The organism is Streptomyces sp. NPDC088785 (genome assembly GCF_044750685.1).
Classification (GTDB): Bacteria; Actinomycetota; Actinomycetes; order Streptomycetales; family Streptomycetaceae; genus Streptomyces.
Genome location: NZ_JBIVKH010000013.1, coordinates 118,553 through 136,435 on the forward strand (window position 1 = coordinate 118,553; position 17,883 = coordinate 136,435).

A 17,883-nucleotide genomic window follows, 5' to 3' on the forward strand; every position below is an offset into this window, starting at 1 on the left:
GAGCAGGGAGTTGAACGTGCGGCACGACGAGGTGGACCCGGTCGCCCACAACCGGGCGGCCTGGGACAGGTACGTCCACGAGGGCAACGAGTGGTCGAGGCCGGTGAGCACCGAGGTGGTCGAGCGCGCCCGCACGGGCGACTGGTCGGTCGTCCTCGTCGGGCGCGAGCCGGTCGACCGCTCCTGGCTGCCGGCGGACCTGACCGGCAGCGACGTGCTGTGCCTGGCCTCCGGCGGCGGCCAGCAGGGTCCGGTCCTCGCCGCCGCGGGGGCGCGGGTCACCGTGTTCGACAACTCGCCCCGCCAGCTCGGCCAGGACCGGATGGTGGCGGCCCGCGACGGGCTCGAACTGCGCACCGTCCTCGGTGACATGCGCGACCTCGGCGCCTTCGGCGACGCGGCGTTCGACGTCGTGTTCCAGCCGGTCTCCAACCAGTTCGTCCCGGACCTGGACGCGATGTGGCGCGAGTGCTTCCGCGTGCTGCGGCCGGGCGGCACGCTGCTGGTGGGCTTCCTCAACCCCGACGCCTACCTCTTCGACCACGAGGCGCTCGACGAGCGCGGCGAGCTGATCGTCGTGCATCGGCTGCCCTACAGCGATGTGGCGCGGTACTCCGCCGAGGAGCGGGCCGCGAAGTTCGGCGCGGACGCCGCCCTGGAGTACAGCCACACCCTCGCCGGGCAGATCGGCGGGCAGCTCGCCGCGGGGTTCGTCGTCACCGGCTTCGCGGAGGCGCCGCACCAGTCCAACGCCTCCGCCGCCTACCTGCCGGGCTACTTCGCGACCCGGGCGGTCAAGCCGGGCTGAGCCGGCCGCGGGGCCGTCCGTCCTACAGCCCCGCGATCGCGTTCCACCGCTTGGCGAACCCGGTGCGCTCCTCGGAGGTGATGTCGCGGGCGATCGCCAGCCGGGAGCGCATCGCGTCGTCCGGGAAGATCAGGGGGTCCTCCGCCAGGGCCGCCGTCTCCTTGTCCTTGGCGTCGGCGAGGATGTCGCGGGCGGCCGGGACCGGACAGACGTAGTTGACCCAGGCGGCCAGTTCGGCGGCGACCTCGGGGCGGTAGTAGTAGTCGATCAGCCGCTCGGCGTTGGCCTTGTGGTCGGCGAGGTTGGGGATCATCAGGGACTCCGCCCACAGCTCCGCGCCCTCCTCGGGCACGACGAACTCGATGTCGGGGTCGTCGGCCTGGAGCTGGATGATGTCGCCGCTGTAGGCCTGGCAGGCGAGGACGTCGCCGCTGGAGAGGTCCTTGATGTAGTCGTTGCCGGTGAAGCGGCGGATGTGCTTCGAGCGCACGAGCTTCTCGACCTGGTCGCAGATCCGGTCGAAGTCGGCGGCGGTCCACCGGGTGATGTCGACGCCGTTGCCCTGCATGAGCAGCGCGAACGACTCGTCGAGTCCGGAGAGCAGCGTGACGCGGCCGGCGAGGTCGTGCGCCCAGAGGTCCGAGACGTGCTTGATCTCGCGGCCCAGGCGCCGCTTGTTGTACGCGATGCCGGTGATGCCGGACTGCCACGGCACGGTGTACTTGCGGCCCGGGTCGAAGGCCGGGGAGCGCAGCAGCGGGTCGAGGTACTCGGCGACGTGGGGCTGGCGGGCGCGGTCCATCTCCTGGACCCAGCCGAGCCGCACGAAGCGGGCGCACATCCAGTCGGAGATGACGATGAGGTCCCGGCCGGTCTTCTGGTGGTTCATCAGCGACGGGCTGATCTTGCCGAAGAACTCGTCGTTGTCGTTGATCTCCTCGGTGTACTTGACCCGGATGCCGCTGCGCTTCTCGAACGCGTCGAGGGTCGGCCGCTTCGAGGTGTCGTCGTCGTCCACGTCGATGTAGAGCGGCCAGTTCGCCCAGGTGAGCCGGTTGTCGGCGGAGGACAGGTCGCGGGCGCCGCGGTCGCCCGGCGCGACGTAGGCGGCGGGCACCCCGCAGCCGGTGGCGAGGGCGCCGACCGCCGTGGCCGTGGCGCCGCCGCCGAGGGCGCGCAGCAGGGATCGACGGGTGACTGCGGGGCTGCTCATGTTGGCTCGCACCACCGAAGGATGCCGCCGCGGCACGGGCGCGGACAATGGACGCTGCGTCGAGCGCGGCGGTCCGCGGCCGGTCACCCTGTCGATGGTCCCCGGCCGGGTGGGCGTCACCCGGTCCCGGAGCGCTCCACGGCTTGTACGAGCGCCCGCAGATAGCGCCGGGTCACCGCTCGCTGCACGGCGCGGGCCACCGGGCCGCCGGCCCGCACGAACCAGCGTCCGGGGCGGGAGAACGCCCGGATCCGGAACCACACCGTGCCGTCGGCGTCCCGTTCGGCGAGGAACGCCTCCTCGCCGCACTCGGGGTGCCCGGGCAGTGTCCCGTAGGCGAATCCGATCCGGTCCGCCGCGCGCACGACCCGCACCACCCGGCAGGGGATCCGCAGCAGGGGCGCGGTGACCAGGACGTCGACGCCCTCCCGGGCGGGTCCGTCCGGCGTCACGGTGAAACCGGCGCCCCGGTGCGCCGCCCACGACAGGACCGCCGCGCCCGCCCGCTCGAAGCAGTCGCTGCCCGAGCCGAGACGGACGCGGCGGTCCAGGTGGTGGTACCCCGGCGGCAGGTCGCCGTCCGCCAGGGTCGCGCCGGCCTCCCGATAGGTGAGCGGCGCCGCGGGACTCACGCGTCCAGCGCCGTCATCACGTGCTTGATGCGGGTGTAGTCCTCGAAGCCGTAGCCGGAGAGGTCCTTGCCGTAGCCGGACTTCTTGAAGCCGCCGTGCGGCATCTCGGCGACCAGCGGGATGTGGGTGTTGATCCACACGCAGCCGAAGTCGAGCACCTTGGACATCCGCATGGCGCGGCCGTGGTCTTTGGTCCACACCGACGACGCCAGCGCGTAGTCCACGCCGTTCGCGTACGCCACGGCCTGCGCCTCGTCCGTGAAGGACTGGACGGTGATGACCGGGCCGAAGACCTCGTTCTGGATGATCTCGTCGTCCTGCTGGAGGCCCGAGACGACGGTCGCGGCGTAGAAGTAGCCCTTGTCGCCGACGCGGTGGCCGCCGGCCTCGACCTTGGCGTGGGCCGGAAGGCGCTCGATGAACCCGGAGACCTGCCGGAGCTGGTTCGGGTTGTTCAGCGGGCCGTACAGCACGTCCTCGTCGTCCGGCTGCCCGGTCTTCGTCTCGGCGGCGATCTTGGCGAGCGCGGTGACGAACTCGTCGTGGACCGAGGCGTGGACCAGGACGCGGGTGGCGGCGGTGCAGTCCTGTCCCGCGTTGAAGTACCCGGCCTCCGCGATGCCCTCGGCGGCCTTGGCGATGTCGGCGTCCTCGAAGACGACGACGGGGGCCTTGCCGCCCAGCTCCAGGTGGACCCGCTTGAGGTCCTTGGAGGCGGACTCGGCGACGGCCATGCCGGCCCGCACGGAACCGGTGATGGAGGCCATCGCCGGGGTCGGGTGCTCGACCATCAGGCGGCCCGTGTCGCGGTCGCCGCACACGACGTTGAAGACGCCCTTGGGCACGATGGAGCCGATGATCTCGGCGAACAGCACGGTCGAGGCGGGGGTGGTGTCCGACGGCTTGAGCACCACCGTGTTGCCCGCGGCGAGGGCCGGGGCGAACTTCCACACGGCCATCATCATCGGGTAGTTCCAGGGCGCGACCTGGGCGCAGACGCCGATCGGCTCACGGCGGACGATGGAGGTGAGGCCCTCCATGTACTCGCCCGCGGAGCGCCCCTCCAGCATGCGCGCGGCGCCCGCGAAGAAGCGGATCTGGTCGACCATCGGCGGAATCTCCTCGCTCCGCGTCAGGCCGATCGGCTTGCCCGTGTTCTCCACCTCGGCGGCGATGAGCTCCTCGGCGCGCTCCTCGAACGCGTCGGCGATCTTGAGGAGGTGGCGCTGGCGCTCGCCCGGGGTCAGGTCGCGCCACGCCGGGAAGGCGGCCTCGGCGGCGGCCATGGCGGCGTCGATGTCGTCCTGCCCGGACAGCGGCGCGGTCGCGTACGCCTCGCCCGTCGCGGGGTTGACCACCTCGGTGGTCCGTCCGTCGGCGGCGTCCCGGAACTCGCCGTCGATGTAGTTCCGCAGTCGACGCAGCTCACTGGTGCTCACTGCCGGCCCTCCTGAGTAGGTGTAGCTGAAGCTCTGGCTGTCCAAGGTTTGAGACACCCACCCTAGTCCGAGCACCGACGTTTTCGACACCCCCCGGCACCCCACACCTACGGAATCCGTGAGTATTGAAGACGTAAACAACGAATTACATCGATCCAGGGTTGCGAAAGCGACGACTCCTCATGCAGAGTGAGAGCGTGGCCAGTCGCAGTGCAGACCCCAAGGGATCCAGTTCGAAGAACGGCAGCGGCGCCCCGTCGCTGGACTCCGTCTCCCTCGCGATCATCGAGCAGCTCCAGGAGGACGGCAGGCGTCCGTATGCGGCCATCGGGAAGGCCGTGGGCCTGTCCGAGGCGGCCGTGCGCCAGCGCGTGCAGAAGCTGCTCGACCAGGGCGTGATGCAGATCGTCGCCGTCACCGACCCGCTCACCGTGGGATTTCGGCGGCAGGCGATGGTCGGGATCAACGTCGAGGGCGTCCTGGACCCCGTGGCGGATGCGCTGACGGCCATGCCGGAGTGCGAGTACGTCGTGATGACGGCGGGCTCGTTCGACCTGATGGTGGAGGTCGTCTGCGAGGACGACGACCACCTTCTGGAAGTGATCAACCAACGCATCCGGGCCCTGCCCGGAGTGCGCTCCACCGAGAGCTTCGTCTACCTCAAGCTCAAGAAGCAGACCTACATGTGGGGAACCCGATAGCCGTGAGCAAGGACCTCAGCCAGAGCGCGTACGACCACCTGTGGATGCACTTCACCCGCATGTCGTCGTACGAGAACGCACCCGTTCCCACCATCGTGCGTGGCGAGGGAACCTACATCTACGACGACAAGGGCAAGAAGTACCTCGACGGCCTCGCCGGCCTGTTCGTGGTGCAGGCCGGCCACGGCCGCCGCGAGCTCGCCGAGGTCGCCGCCAAGCAGGCGGCCGAGCTGGCCTTCTTCCCGATCTGGTCGTATGCCCACCCCAAGGCCGTGGAGCTGGCCGAGCGCCTGGCCCACTACGCTCCGGGCGACCTGAACAAGGTCTTCTTCACCACCGGTGGCGGCGAGGCCGTCGAGACCGCGTGGAAGCTGGCGAAGCAGTACCACAAGCTCACCGGCAACCACACGAAGTACAAGGTCATCTCGCGCGCGGTCGCCTACCACGGCACCCCGCAGGGCGCCCTGTCCATCACCGGCCTGCCGGCCCTCAAGGCCCCCTTCGAGCCGCTCGTCCCGGGCGCGCACAAGGTGCCGAACACGAACATCTACCGCGCCCCGATCCACGGCGACGACCCGGAGGCCTTCGGCCGCTGGGCCGCCGACCAGATCGAGCAGGAGATCCTGTTCGAGGGCCCGGAGACGGTCGCGGCCGTCTTCCTGGAGCCGGTGCAGAACGCCGGCGGCTGCTTCCCGCCCCCGCCCGGCTACTTCCAGCGGGTGCGCGAGATCTGCGACCAGTACGGCGTGCTGCTCGTCTCGGACGAGGTCATCTGCGCCTTCGGCCGCCTCGGCACGATGTTCGCCTGTGACAAGTTCGGCTACGTGCCCGACATCATCACCTGCGCCAAGGGCATGACGTCCGGCTACTCGCCGATCGGTGCCGCCATCGTGTCCGACCGGATCGCGGAGCCGTTCTACAAGGGCGACAACACGTTCCTGCACGGCTACACCTTCGGCGGCCACCCGGTCTCCGCGGCCGTGGGCCTCGCCAACCTCGACATCTTCGAGCGCGAGGGCCTCAACCAGCACGTGCTGGACAACGAGGCGAACTTCCTCAACACGTTGCAGAAGCTCAACGACCTGCCGATCGTCGGCGACGTCCGCGGCAACGGCTTCTTCTACGGCATCGAGCTGGTGAAGGACAAGACCACCAAGGAGTCCTTCACGGACGAGGAGTCGGAGCGGATCCTCTACGGCTACGTCTCGAAGAAGCTCTTCGAGTACGGCCTGTACTGCCGCGCCGACGACCGTGGCGACCCGGTCATCCAGCTCTCGCCGCCGCTGATCTCGGACCAGGCCACGTTCGACGAGATCGAGGGGATCATCCGCCAGGTCCTCACGGAGGCCTGGACGAAGATCTGATCCCGCTCCGCGCCACGGCCCGGCTGCCCCATCCGAGTGAGATGGGAGCGGCCGGGCCGCGTCCTTTTCCTCCGCTCCGCCCACGCGTACCTACGGTGCCCAGTGACCGATCGGCCCCGCCTTCGTTCCCTCGTACGGGGGAAGGCAACTGATCTGAACCGAGGTGTACGCCATGGTGGCCCCACCGGACAACGACGTGCTCTGGGCGCGCGCCCTGCACTTCTCCCACAGCGGCTCGCCCGCGCTCACCGGGGTCTCCCTCGGTGTCCGCGAGGGCGAGATCCTCGCCGTCACCGGCCCGCGCGGCGCCGGCAAGACGACGCTCCTGCAATGCCTGTCGGGCCAGCTGCTGCCCGACCCGGGCGGGGAGGTGTGGTTCAACAGCGCCCCCGTGCACACCATGGGGGCGCTCGTGCGCGAACGGCTGCGCCGGGACCGGTTCGGCTGGATCGACCCGGAGCCGGTCCTCGTCCCGGAGCTGAACGTCTGGGAGAACACCGCGCTGCCGCTGATGCTGCGCGGCACCGGCCGCCGCCCCGCCAAGGCCGCCGCCCACGAGTGGCTGGACCGGCTCGACGTCGGCCGGCTCGCCCGCAAGCGCCCGCACACCCTGGCCATGGCCGAGCGCCAGCGCGTCGCCATCGCCCGCGCCCTGGTGCACGGACCCGACGTGGTCTTCGCCGACGAGCCGACGGCGACCCTGCACCGCGCCGACCGCGCGCACGTGCTGCGCACCCTGACGGCGGCGGCCCGCTCGCACTCCGTCACCGTCGTCCTCGCCACGCACGACAGCGAGGTCAGCGCGCTCGCCGACCGCACGGTGTCGCTGCTCGACGGGCGCCGGGTCACCACCGTGCACCTGCCGGCCGCGCCCGCCGACCCGAAGAACCCCGAAGAGACGGGGGGCCGGGCCGCGTGCTCAGTCTCCGTCTAGCCCGCGGCGCCCATCCCCTGGTCCAGCTGCGCAGACTGCTGGTGGCCGCCGCGTCCGCCGGCACCGGCTTCCTGCTGCTGTGCACGCTGGGCCACGCGATGGGCCACCCCGACGCCTCCGGCGGCTCCCTGCTGCGGCTCGCCTGGTGCGCGGTCCCGCTGGCCGCCACGGTCTACTTCGCGGTCGCCGTGGCCCGCTCCGACCCGGGCACGAAGCCGCGCACCGGCCTGTCGGCGGTCGGCCTCGGCCCGGCCCGGCTCACCCTGCTCTCGGCGATCTCCACCGCCATCGCCTGCACCCTGGGCTCGATGCTGGCGCTGCTGTTCTTCCTGCACCTGCGGGGCGATCTGTCGGGGCTGCCCTTCGACGGCGCGGCCCGCGACCTGCTCGCCGCCGGCAAGCCGCTGCCGCTGGCCGCCGCGCTGACCCTGCTCACCTTCGTGCCGCTCGCCGCGTCGGCGGCCTCCGCCGTCGTGCTGCGCCCGCGGCCCAGGAAGGCGGGCGAGGCCGAGGAGGCGCCGCGCGAGCCGTCCCCCGCGCCCACCGGACTGCCCTGGGGCATCGCGCTGCTCGCCGCGGGACTCGCCGTGGAGACCTACGCCTCGCACGCGCGCGGCGACCGCGGCTTCCCCATGCCGGGCGGCCTCGGCGGCTCCTCCTCCGGGGTGCTGGCCGGCTGGGCGCTGACCGCGCTCGGCCTCGCCCTCGCCGGGCCCGCCCTCACCTACCACTGCGGACGGGCCCTCCAGGCGGTGCGGCCCGGCGCGGTGCGGCTGCTCGCGGGGCGCGTGCTCCAGGAGGAGGCGCGGCGCATCGGAGCACCGATCGGCGTGCTGTGCGCCGTCGCCTCCGGCGCGTACGCGGCGGTCGTGCTGTACGCGGGCCTGGGCCCCGATCCTGGTCCGCTCTCCACGCTCGGCTCGGTCCTGGTGGTCGGCTGCGCCGTCGCCACCCTCGTCACGGCGGCGGTCGAGTCCCGGCAGGAGCGCCACGAGACGACGGCGGCGCTGCTGCGCCTCGGCGCCCCCGCGACGATGCTGCGCGGCGCCGCGGCCCTGCGCGCGGGCGCGCTGTTCGCCCTGTTCGCCCCACTGACCTGGGCCGTCGCGGAAATCTCGGCGATTCCGCTGATCCCGCGATGAGTTTCACCCCCGGGGTGCGTCTAACTCTGCGTACGGCAGGAACCGACCTCCTCCGACCGACTCAGAAGGCGACGGACACCCCATGTACCAGCAGATGATCTTCGTGAACCTGGCCGTGAGCGACCTGGACGCCGCCAAGAAGTTCTTCACGGAGCTGGGCTTCACCATCAACCAGCAGTTCACGGACGAGACGGCCTCCGCGGTGGTCGTCAGCGACACCATCGTCCTCATGGTGATGACGAAGGAGAAGTACGGCAGCTTCACCCACAAGGCCATCGTCGACTCGACCACCAGCAGCGAGGTGCTGCTGTGTCTGAGCGCGGAGAGCCGCGAGAAGGTCGACGAGCTGGTCGAGAAGGCGCTCGCGGCGGGCGGCACCGAGACCGGCGAGAAGCAGGACCACGGATTCATGTACGGCCGCGCCTTCGACGACATCGACGGCCACACCTTCGAGATCACGTGGATGGACCCCTCGGTGGTCGAGGGCTGACCGTCGCGGACCGGCCGTCGAGGGCGCCCAATTCGCCTGCGGACAGCGGTGCTTAAGCTGGGCGGGTGCCGACACCCACTGATCCCGCCACGCCCAGCACCACGACCGACCACGAGATCGAGACGCTCACCGAGTTCGACCGGGTCGTCGGGGACGCCGGCAGCCTGACCGGACACCGCGTCCAGGCCGTCGACCTGACGGCCCGGACCGCGGAGCTGCTCGACGTCGACGTCCAGGGCGCCATATTCCTCGGCTGCCCGATGGAGCCCGAGGCCGCCGCGCGCGTCAGAGCGCGCGGCGCCCTCGTCTTCCCGCCCGTCCCCGGCCTGCCCTTCGACCCGTACCGCGGCCATGTCTACGCGCCCGGCGAGCTCTTCGACGGCCTGACGACGGACGAGGGCTACGAGGCGACGCCGGACGCGCGCGCCTACCGGTGGTTCCAGCGGACCAAGGCCGACGGCGACGTGTTCGCCTCGATGCTGCGGGCCGTGCACGACGACTCGGTCTCCGACGCCCTGGACGAACTCCTCGTCGGCGCCCGGGTGGTGGGCGTCATGGGCGGTCACGCCATGGCACGCGGCACGGAGGCGTTCGCGGGTGCCGCCCGGCTGGGCCGGACGCTCGCGCGCGCCGGACTCACCGTGGCGACCGGCGGCGGCCCGGGCGCCATGGAGGCGGCGAACCTGGGCGCGTACGCGGCGCCCTTCGCCGACACCATGCTCGCCGAGGCGCTGCGACTCGTCGCGAAGGCACCGTCGTTCACGCCGTCGGTGACGGAGTGGGCGCGGGCGGCCTTCGCCGTCCGGGACCGCTGGCCGGACGGCGGCTCCTCGGTCGGCATCCCGACCTGGTTCTACGGCCACGAGCCGCCCAATCCGTTCGCCTCGCACCTCGCCAAGTACTTCGCGAACGCCACCCGCGAAGACGGGCTCCTCGCCCGCTCCAACGCGGGCGTCATCTTCCTGCCCGGCGCGGCCGGCACCGTCCAGGAGATCTTCGACAACGCCACGCCGAACTACTACGAGTCGCGGGGCGGGCCCACGCCGATGGTTCTGGTCGACCGGGCGCACTGGACACAGGAGTTGCCGGCGTGGCCGCTGTTGCAGGCGCTCGCGCGGGGGCGCTCCATGGAGTCGCGGATCGCGCTCGTCGACACCGTCGAGGAGGCCGGAGAGGCGTTGAAACGGATCACCGGGTCAAGTGAGGGTCAAGACTGACCACTGTGCCCAGTTTGTGCATTGACGTTGCGTCACGTGCACTTGTAAACGTGAGGTGACCGTGGGGGTTCAGTGGCGAGAGCCATGTGCGTCCCACAGCACCCCCCTTCATCTCCACGAGATCCCGTGAAGGACAACAGTGTCCGTACCCCCCTCCCTTTCCTCCCGCATATCCGGCCGCGCCGGACGTCTCGCCGGTGTCACGTGCGCCGCGACCGTGCTGGCCCTCGGTGCCGCGGGCACCGCGTCGGCGTGCAACATCTCGGAGTTCACCGCCGCGGCGAGCTGCAACGGCGACAAGGGTGTCATCACTGTCACCGACAAGGACAGCTCGGGCACCCCGGCGCTCGTCACCGTCTACCTCCAGTCGAACGGCGCGGAGAAGCAGATCGGTGCGAAGACCGTGAACGGCACCCGTGAGGGCGCCACCCTCACGTTCGAAGAGAACTGGGCGCCGAACGCGACGTACCGCATCCACGTCAAGACGGACAAGTACGACGTCGACGAGGACATCAAGGGCGGCGTCACCACGCCCGCCACGGCGTGCGCCACCGAGAAGCCGACCGAGAAGCCGACCCCGACCGCGACGCCGACCTCGCCGGCGCCGAGCACCCCGGCCGAGACGGCCGAGCCGAGCGCTTCGACGTCCACCTCGGCGGCGGCCCCGGCCCCCGCCAACTCGGCCTCCCCGGCCGGTGACTCGAACCTGGCGGAGACCGGAGCCAGCTCCAACACCGGTCTGTTCGCGGGCATCGCGGCGGCGCTGGTCGTCGCGGGCGGCGGCGTGGTGTTCGCGCTGCGCAAGCGCGGCGCCAAGGCCTGATCCACACGCGCGGCCGTACGCGGCGCCGGCGGAGCGGTATCGCCGGTGCCGGGTGCGGCCGCATCTGTGTGGAGCGGCCCCTCCGGGCGACGGGACGGTCAGCCGGTCAGCCGGTCAGCGCGACGATCTCCTCCGCGGCGAAGGCGACGCCCACCTCGTGACCCACGTCGGGAGCCTCCCGCAGCGCGCACGCCGCTTCGAGCCGGGGCGCGTCCGCGGGCTGGAGGTGCAGCGCGACATGGGTGCCCCGGAAGGTGCGGGCGGCGACGGTGCACGTCACCTGCGCCTCGTCGGCGGGCACCAGGCGCACCCCGGCCGGCCGGACGAGGAGGTGCCCCGCCCCCTGCGCCGTGCCGGCGGGCACCGGCAGCTTGCCCCACGGCGTGTCGGCGACCTCCCCGGAGACGCTCGCCGCGACGACGTTGTCGAAGCCGAGGAACCGCGCCACGAACTCGTCGGCGGGCCGCTGCCACACGTCGAGGGGCGTCCCGGACTGGGCGATCCGCCCGTCCCGCATCACCACGACCCGGTCGGCCAGCGCGAACGCCTCCCCCTGGTCGTGGGTGACGGCGAGCACGGTGGTCCCCAGCTCGCCGAACAGCTCACGGAGTTCGACCACCAGCCGCTCCCGCAGCGACCGGTCGAGCTGCCCGAGCGGCTCGTCCAGCATGAGCAGCCGGGGCCGCGGCGCGAGCGCCCGGGCCAGGGCGACGCGCTGCTGCTCGCCGCCGGAGAGCGCGGCGACGGCCCGCCGTTCGGCGCCGGGCAGCCCGACGAGGGCGAGCAGTTCCCGTACCCGGTCGGCCTGTTCGGACCTCGGGGCGCCGTGCATGCGCAGCCCGAAGGCGACGTTGCCGCCGACATCGCGCTGCGGGAACAGCTGGTGGTCCTGGAACATCAGGCCCACGCCCCGCTTGTGCGCGGGCACCCCGCGCTGGTCCCGCCCGCCGAGCAGCACCCGCCCCGCGTCGAGGTCCTGGAGGCCCGCGACGGCCCGCAGCAGCGTCGACTTCCCGCTGCCGCTCGGCCCGAGGACACAGACGATCTCGTGCTCGGCGACCTCCAGGCCGACGGTATCGAGCACGGCGCGCCCGCCGAACCGCACGGTGGCGTCGCCCAGTTCCAGCAGTGGCGGCAGTGGCGGCAGTGGCGGCATCAGAACTCCCCGGTCGTGGCCCGCGCGGGCCGGATGCGTTCGAGCAGCAGCAGGCAGACGGCGCAGACGAGCATCAGGATCGTCGAGAGGGCCATCGCCTGCCCGTAGTTGAGGTCGCCGGCCCGCCCGAGGAGGCGGGCCACGGCGACGGGCAGGGTCGGGTTGTCGGGCCGCGCGATGAACACGGTCGCCCCGAACTCGCCCAGCGACACGGCGAAGGCGAAGCCCGCGGCGACCAGCAGCGCCCGCCGCACCATCGGCAGGTCGACCTCGCGCCAGGCCCGCAGCGGCGAGGCGCCCAGGACGGCGGCGGCCTCGCGCAGCCGCCCGTCGACGGCGCGCAGCACCGGCAGCATGGTCCGGACGACGAAGGGCACGCCGACGAGCGCCTGCGCGAGCGGCACCAGGATCCAGGAGGCCCGCAGATCGAGCGGCGGCCTGTCGAGGGTGATGAGGAACCCGAATCCGACGGTCACCGCGGACACGCCCAGCGGGAGCATCAGCAGGGCGTCGAACCCGCGCACGAGCCGCCCGGCCCTGCGGGTGAGCGCCGCCGCGGCGAGGCCGCCGATCAGCAGCGCGATGGCGGTGGCGGCGAGCGCGTACTCCAGGGAGTTGCCGATGGCGTCGATGGGCGGGACGAGGAAGGTGCCGCCGTCGGACGACAGCAGCGCCCGGTAGTAGCCGAGGCCGAACCCGTCCGCCGTGTCGAACGACCGCGCCACCAGCACGCCCAGCGGCAGCAGGACCAGCACGACGACACATCCCAGCACCCCGCCCAGCAGGGCCCACTGCCCGGCGCCGCGCGGCCTGCGGGCCGTCTGCGCGGCGTCGACGAGCCGCAGGGCGCTCTCCCGGCGGCGCACGGTCCAGGCGTGCACGGCGAGGATCAGCCCGACGGCGGCGAACTGCACGAGGGTGAGCACGGCGGCGGTCGGCAGGTCGAAGATCTGCGCGGTCTGCCGGTAGATCTCGACCTCCAGCGTCGAGAACCCGGGCCCGCCGAGGATCTGCACGACGCCGAACGAGGTGAAGGTGAACAGGAACACCATCAGCGCGGCGGCGGCCACGGCGGGCCCGAGCGCGGGCAGGGTGACCCGGCGCCAGGCGGCGAGCCGCGAGGCGCCGAGCATCCGCGCGGCCTCCTCCTGGCGGGGGTCGAGCTGCGCCCACAGACCGCCCACGGTCCGCACGACGACCGCGTAGTTGAAGAAGACGTGGGCGAGCAGGATCGCCCACACCGTGGTGTCGAGCCGCACGCCCCACAGCTCGTCGAGCAGCCCGCCGCGCCCGAGGAGGGCGAGGAAGGCGGTGCCGACGACGACGGTCGGCAGCACGAAGGGCACGGTGACGACGGCCCGCAGCACCTGCTTGCCGGGGAAGTCGAGGCGGGCGAAGACGTAGGCGCCGGGCAGCGCGAGCAGCAGGGTCAGCGCGGTGGACGCGAGCGCCTGCCACACGGTGAACCACAGCACGTGCCGGATGTCGGACTGTCCGAGCACCTCGGTGATCCGCCCGAGCTGCCAGCCGCCGTCCACGTGCAGCCCGCGCCCGACGATCGCGACGACGGGGTAGGCGAAGAAGACCCCGAAGAACACGACGGGCAGGACCATCAGGCCGAGCCGCGCCGCGTTCCGCGAGGGCGCCTTCGCGGCTACTTCAGTACGAGCGAGGTCCACGACTTGACCCAGTCGTCGCGGTGGTCCGCGATGGCGCGCGGTGCCAGCGTCTCGGGGTCGTCGACCGGGACCGCGTACTTGGTGTACGCGGCGGGCGCGGTGGCGTTCTTCGTCACCGGGTCGACGAACATGTTGAGCGGCATGTCCTCCTGGAACTTCTTCGAGATCAGGAAGTCGACGAGCGCCTGCCCGCCCTTCGCGTTCTTCGCGCCGTCGAGCAGCCCGGCGAACTCGATCTGCCGGAAGCAGGTCCCCTTCGCCACGCCGACCGGCGAGGTCTTCGGCTGCGGGTCGGCGTAGATGGCCTCGACCGGCGGCGAGGACGCGTAGCTCACGACGAGCGGCCGGTCGCCGCCGGCCTTCTTCCCGCCGGCGCTCCCGCTGAACTCCTCGTTGTAGGCCTGCTCCCAGCCGTCGACGACCTTCACGCCGTTGGCCTTGAGCTTCTTCCAGTACGCCTGCCAGCCGTCGTCGCCGTACCGCGCGGCCGTACCGAGCAGGAAGCCGAGGCCGGGCGAGGAGGTGGACGCGTTCTCGGTGACGAGGAGGTTCTTGTACGCGGGCTCGGCCAGGTCGGCGAAGGAGGCCGGCGGGGTCAGCCGGTGGTCGGCGAAGTACTTCTTGTCGTAGTTGACGCAGATGTCGCCGGTGTCGATCGGCGTGACCCGGTTCCTGCCCGCGTCGAGCTGGTAGCGGCGCTCGACCTGGTCCAGGCCCTTGGCCTTGTACGGGGCGAAGACGCCGTTGTCGAGGGCGCGGGAGAGCAGGGTGTTGTCGACGCCGAAGAAGACGTCGCCCTGCGGGTTGCCCTTGGACAGGATGGCCTTGTTGACGGCCTGCCCGGCGTCGCCGTCCTTGAGGACCCTGACCCGGTAGCCGGACGACTTCTCGAAGTCGGCGAGCACGTCCTTGGAGACGGCCCACGAGTCGTGGCTGACGAGCGTGACGGTCTTGGAGCCGCCGCCCCCGCCCGCGGTGTCCGAGGACGACCCGCACGCGGACAGCGAGACCAGGCCGAGGCCGACCGCCACGGCCACGTATGTCTTCTTGCTCACTTGGTTTTCCTCCTGGGGGTGTCCAGGAAGAGACGCGGCCCTGCCCGGGGACCTCGACGGTCCCGGGGCAGGGCGCAACAGCTTGAGTGGTGACCGAACTTCCTACCCAGAATGACCTGGGCAAGGTTCAGAGGGTCTGCGGCCCGCCATGTGTCTGGCTACCGCACTCTCAGCGCTGTGGCGCTCCCCTGTCGGAATATGAAGATGTGTGTACGGGTCCCAGGCTACCGCTCGGTCGCGGCGAGCTGGCCACACGCCCCGTCGATCTCCTGACCGCGGGTGTCGCGGACGGTCACGGGCACCCCGTGCGCGGCGATGGCCTCGACGAACGCCTTCTCGTCCTCGGGCCGCGACGCCGTCCACTTCGACCCGGGCGTCGGGTTCAGCGGGATGAGGTTGACGTGCACCGGCTTGCCGCGCAGCAGCCGGCCGAGCCGGTCACCGCGCCACGCCTGGTCGTTGATGTCCCGGATGAGCGCGTATTCGATGGAGAGCCGGCGCCCGGACTTGGCCGCGTACTCCCATCCGGCGTCGAGGACCTCGCGCACCTTCCACCGGGTGTTGACCGGTACGAGGGTGTCGCGCAGCTCGTCGTCGGGCGCGTGCAGCGAGATGGCGAGCCGGCACTTGAAGCCCTCGTCGGAGAACCGGTGGATCGCGGGCACGAGCCCCACGGTCGACACGGTGATCCCGCGCTGGCTCAGCCCGAGGCCGTCCGGCTCGGGGTCGGTGAGCGCGCGAATGGACTGCACGACCCGCTTGTAGTTGGCGAGCGGCTCGCCCATCCCCATGAACACGATGTTGGACAGCCGCGCGGGACCGCCCGGGATCTCCCCGTCGCGCAGGGCGCGCATCCCGTCGACGATCTGGTGCACGATCTCGCCGGTCGACAGGTTCCGGTCGAGGCCGGCCTGCCCGGTGGCGCAGAACGGGCAGTTCATCCCGCACCCGGCCTGCGACGAGATGCACATCGTCACCCGGTCCGGGTACCGCATGAGGACCGACTCGACGAGCGTGCCGTCGAACAGGCGCCACAGCGTCTTGCGCGTGGTGTCCTGGTCGGTCGACAGGTGCCGCACGACGGTCATCAGCTCGGGCAGCAGCGCCTCCCGCAGCTTCTCGCGCGACGCGGCGGGGATGTCGGTCCACTGCTCGGGGTCGTGCGCGTACCGCGCGAAGTAGTGCGTCGACAGCTGCTTGGCACGGAACGGCTTCTCGCCGACAGCGGCGACAGCCTCCTTCCGCTCCGCAGGAGTCATATCGGCAAGGTGCCGCGGCGGCTTCTTGGCTCCGCGGGGGGCGACAAAGGTGAGTTCTCCGGGCTTAGGCATGGCTGTACCAGTGTCGCAGATGGATGGGGGTGACCTGGGGCCGTCGCGCTGGGGGCCGGTCACTGTCGGTCGCCGGTGGTCGCGGACGCACGACTTCGGAGTCCCGACCCGCTCGGCTCATCCATGCTCGGACCAGCCGGCATCGCGGTCGACGGCACGACGTACCGCTAACGCCTGCGCGGCCGGCCGACGACGTACAGCCGGGGCCTTCGGGGGTCGCGCGGCCCCCGAAGACGGCAGGGCCCGGACCACGCGTCGTGGTCCGGGCCCTGCCCCGTGCGCTGCCGTCCCGCGGCGGGGGCGCGTCAGCTCTGTGCGGTGTCGTCGTCCGCCGGTGCGGCACCCTCGGCCGCGCCCGCCTTCTCGCGCATCTTGCGCACCAGCTCCGCCTTCTGGTCGGCCGCGCGCTGGCGGTCGAGGTTGCGGTGCGGGCCGTTGTTCTGGCGTTCGGCGCGCGACTGCTTCTTGCGCTGGCCGCCGCCCTGGCCCACGGGGTTGTTGATGTTCTTGCTGTCGGTCACGGGGTCTCCCGGCGGTGAGGTGAGGTGGTCTACGGATTCAGCTGTGGAGGACGGTCGCCGACGCCGGGGCATCGAGACGGCGCAGGACGTCGGCGGCGGGTGCGGTGAGGGGCGGGCACCCGACCGGGTGCCCGCCCCTCAAAGTCCGCTCAGGCCGATCCGACGAACAGGACGAGCAGCAGCCACACCACCGGCGCGGTGGGCAGCAGGGAGTCCAGGCGGTCCATGATGCCGCCGTGGCCCGGGAGCAGGGTTCCCATGTCCTTGATGCCCAGGTCACGCTTGATCATGGACTCGCCGAGGTCGCCCAGGGTGGCGCTGGCCGCGACGCAGGCGCCGATCACCAGGCCCTGCCACCAGGTCCCGTCGTCGATCAGGAACTGCATGCACAGCACGCCCGCCACCATCGCGAACAGCACGGCGCCGAAGAGCCCCTCGCGGGTCTTGCCGGGGCTGATGCGCGGCGCCAGCTTGTGCTTGCCGAAGCGCCAGCCGATCGCGTACGCGCCGGTGTCGCTGACCACGGTCAGGATCAGGAAGGTCAGGACCCGCCAGGCCCCGTCGTCGGCGGTGAGCATCATCGCGACGAACGTCGCGAGGAACGGGACGTAGAACGCCGCGAAGACCCCGGCCGTCACGTCCTTCAGATAGCCGTCGGGCGGCTCGGTCATCCGCCACACCAGGACCGCGAGCGCGGTCAGCGCCATCGCCACCCACGCGCCCTCGGGCCCGCGGACGTAACCGGCGACGACCATCGCCGCGCCACCGACGGCCAGCGGCACGAGCGGCGCCCTGATGCCCTTGCGCTCGTCGAGCCGCGAGGTGAGCTCCCACAGCCCCACCACGACGGCGACCGCTATCACCCCGACGAACACCGCCTTGACGATGAACAGCGACGCGATGATCACGGCGCCGAGCCCGACGCCGACCCCTATGGCCGCACCGAGGTCCCGGCCCGCACTCTTCTTCTGCTGAGGCTGAGGCTGAGGCTGGAGGTGCGGCTGGGGCTGGGGCTCGGGCTCGGGCTCGGACGGGGACGCTGCGCCGGTCATGGGCTCCTGTGGGCCGGTCCGCGGCTCGGGCGACGCCTGCGGAGCGGCCGCCTCGTCGCGGAACAGGGGACCGCTCAGCCGAGCAGCCCCCCGGTCGTCCTGGTTGTCACCGCCACCGGCGGGCACGTCGGGCATATCGGGCACGATGGGCATGGGCCGAGTCTCCTCAACCGCGTGCCGTTCGTACGCGGGACCCGCCGGAGCGCGTCCCTGGTCGTACGAGGGGCCCTGACCGTATGCGGGACCTGCCGGGGCGCGATCCTGATCAGCGGGCCCCCAGTACCCGGGCCCGGTCTGCGGCGCCCCCCAGGAAGAGTCGTTCACGG

Annotated in this window: 17 protein-coding genes and 1 riboswitch; of the genes, 8 read left to right on the forward strand and 9 right to left on the reverse strand. The window is 71.8% G+C overall.

The window, feature by feature from the left end; all coding sequences use genetic code 11:
* Window positions 1-16: 16 nt before the first annotated feature.
* Entirely contained in the window at window positions 17-808 is a 792-nt protein-coding gene (locus ACIP5K_RS28520) for a class I SAM-dependent methyltransferase (protein WP_401414068.1), read from the forward strand.
* Window positions 809-830: 22 nt separating this feature from the next.
* Here the strand turns inward: ACIP5K_RS28520 and ACIP5K_RS28525 are convergent, their stop codons facing one another.
* The 3 genes from ACIP5K_RS28525 to ACIP5K_RS28535 all read right to left on the reverse strand — a co-directional run bounded on the left by ACIP5K_RS28525 (window position 831) and on the right by ACIP5K_RS28535 (window position 4,092).
* Window positions 831-2,021, reverse strand: coding sequence for a spermidine/putrescine ABC transporter substrate-binding protein (locus ACIP5K_RS28525; protein WP_401414070.1), 1,191 nt, complete (start codon window positions 2,019-2,021; stop codon window positions 831-833).
* A gap of 116 nt (window positions 2,022-2,137) precedes the next feature.
* The gene (locus ACIP5K_RS28530) at window positions 2,138-2,653 is read right to left on the reverse strand and encodes a DUF1990 family protein (protein WP_401414073.1); all 516 of its coding nucleotides are present in this window, start codon (window positions 2,651-2,653) and stop codon (window positions 2,138-2,140) included.
* The gene (locus ACIP5K_RS28535; protein ID WP_401414074.1) at window positions 2,650-4,092 is read right to left on the reverse strand and encodes a gamma-aminobutyraldehyde dehydrogenase; all 1,443 of its coding nucleotides are present in this window, start codon (window positions 4,090-4,092) and stop codon (window positions 2,650-2,652) included. Before ACIP5K_RS28535 ends, ACIP5K_RS28530 begins: the two co-directional genes overlap by 4 nt.
* Window positions 4,093-4,274: 182 nt before the next feature.
* On the opposite strand from ACIP5K_RS28535, the gene ACIP5K_RS28540 reads away from it, so the two are divergent.
* The 7 genes from ACIP5K_RS28540 (at window position 4,275) to ACIP5K_RS28570 (ending at window position 10,763) form a co-directional block, all read left to right on the forward strand.
* The gene (locus tag ACIP5K_RS28540; RefSeq protein ID WP_401414076.1) at window positions 4,275-4,793 is read left to right on the forward strand and encodes an Lrp/AsnC family transcriptional regulator; all 519 of its coding nucleotides are present in this window, start codon (window positions 4,275-4,277) and stop codon (window positions 4,791-4,793) included.
* Entirely contained in the window at window positions 4,778-6,157 is a 1,380-nt protein-coding gene (locus ACIP5K_RS28545) for an aspartate aminotransferase family protein (RefSeq protein WP_401414077.1), read from the forward strand. Before ACIP5K_RS28540 ends, ACIP5K_RS28545 begins: the two co-directional genes overlap by 16 nt.
* A 172-nt stretch (window positions 6,158-6,329) precedes the next feature.
* A complete protein-coding gene (locus tag ACIP5K_RS28550; RefSeq protein ID WP_401414078.1) occupies window positions 6,330-7,091 on the forward strand; it encodes an ABC transporter ATP-binding protein in 762 nt (253 codons plus the stop codon).
* Window positions 7,073-8,233, forward strand: coding sequence for a hypothetical protein (locus tag ACIP5K_RS28555; RefSeq protein WP_401414080.1), 1,161 nt, complete (start codon window positions 7,073-7,075; stop codon window positions 8,231-8,233). Before ACIP5K_RS28550 ends, ACIP5K_RS28555 begins: the two co-directional genes overlap by 19 nt.
* Window positions 8,234-8,315: 82 nt before the next feature.
* Window positions 8,316-8,723 carry a VOC family protein gene (locus tag ACIP5K_RS28560; RefSeq protein WP_401414082.1) on the forward strand — a complete coding sequence of 136 codons (408 nt, stop codon included), beginning with the start codon at window positions 8,316-8,318 and terminating at the stop codon, window positions 8,721-8,723.
* A 65-nt stretch (window positions 8,724-8,788) separates the two neighbouring features.
* A complete protein-coding gene (locus ACIP5K_RS28565; RefSeq protein ID WP_401414084.1) occupies window positions 8,789-9,940 on the forward strand; it encodes an LOG family protein in 1,152 nt (383 codons plus the stop codon).
* Window positions 9,941-10,079: 139 nt separating this feature from the next.
* On the forward strand, window positions 10,080-10,763 hold the full coding sequence (locus tag ACIP5K_RS28570) for an LAETG motif-containing sortase-dependent surface protein (RefSeq protein WP_401414086.1): 684 nt from the start codon (window positions 10,080-10,082) through the stop codon (window positions 10,761-10,763).
* A 106-nt stretch (window positions 10,764-10,869) separates the two neighbouring features.
* Here the strand turns inward: ACIP5K_RS28570 and ACIP5K_RS28575 are convergent, their stop codons facing one another.
* The 6 genes from ACIP5K_RS28575 to ACIP5K_RS28600 all read right to left on the reverse strand — a co-directional run bounded on the left by ACIP5K_RS28575 (window position 10,870) and on the right by ACIP5K_RS28600 (window position 17,881).
* A complete protein-coding gene (locus tag ACIP5K_RS28575; protein ID WP_401414087.1) occupies window positions 10,870-11,919 on the reverse strand; it encodes an ABC transporter ATP-binding protein in 1,050 nt (349 codons plus the stop codon).
* The gene (locus ACIP5K_RS28580; protein ID WP_401414089.1) at window positions 11,919-13,598 is read right to left on the reverse strand and encodes an ABC transporter permease; all 1,680 of its coding nucleotides are present in this window, start codon (window positions 13,596-13,598) and stop codon (window positions 11,919-11,921) included. Before ACIP5K_RS28580 ends, ACIP5K_RS28575 begins: the two co-directional genes overlap by 1 nt.
* Window positions 13,574-14,653 (reverse strand): thiamine ABC transporter substrate binding subunit, encoded by a 1,080-nt coding sequence (locus ACIP5K_RS28585; protein WP_401414091.1) that lies wholly within the window; start codon window positions 14,651-14,653, stop codon window positions 13,574-13,576. Before ACIP5K_RS28585 ends, ACIP5K_RS28580 begins: the two co-directional genes overlap by 25 nt.
* An 81-nt stretch (window positions 14,654-14,734) precedes the next feature.
* A riboswitch (TPP riboswitch) is annotated at window positions 14,735-14,853 on the reverse strand.
* A gap of 24 nt (window positions 14,854-14,877) precedes the next feature.
* Entirely contained in the window at window positions 14,878-15,984 is a 1,107-nt protein-coding gene (rlmN, locus tag ACIP5K_RS28590) for a 23S rRNA (adenine(2503)-C(2))-methyltransferase RlmN (RefSeq protein WP_401414092.1), read from the reverse strand.
* Between the two features lie 305 nt (window positions 15,985-16,289).
* Window positions 16,290-16,505 (reverse strand): DUF6243 family protein, encoded by a 216-nt coding sequence (locus ACIP5K_RS28595; RefSeq protein WP_401414093.1) that lies wholly within the window; start codon window positions 16,503-16,505, stop codon window positions 16,290-16,292.
* A 149-nt stretch (window positions 16,506-16,654) separates the two neighbouring features.
* Window positions 16,655-17,881 carry a phosphatidate cytidylyltransferase gene (locus ACIP5K_RS28600; protein ID WP_401414095.1) on the reverse strand — a complete coding sequence of 409 codons (1,227 nt, stop codon included), beginning with the start codon at window positions 17,879-17,881 and terminating at the stop codon, window positions 16,655-16,657.
* Between the last annotated feature and the right edge of the window lie 2 nt (window positions 17,882-17,883).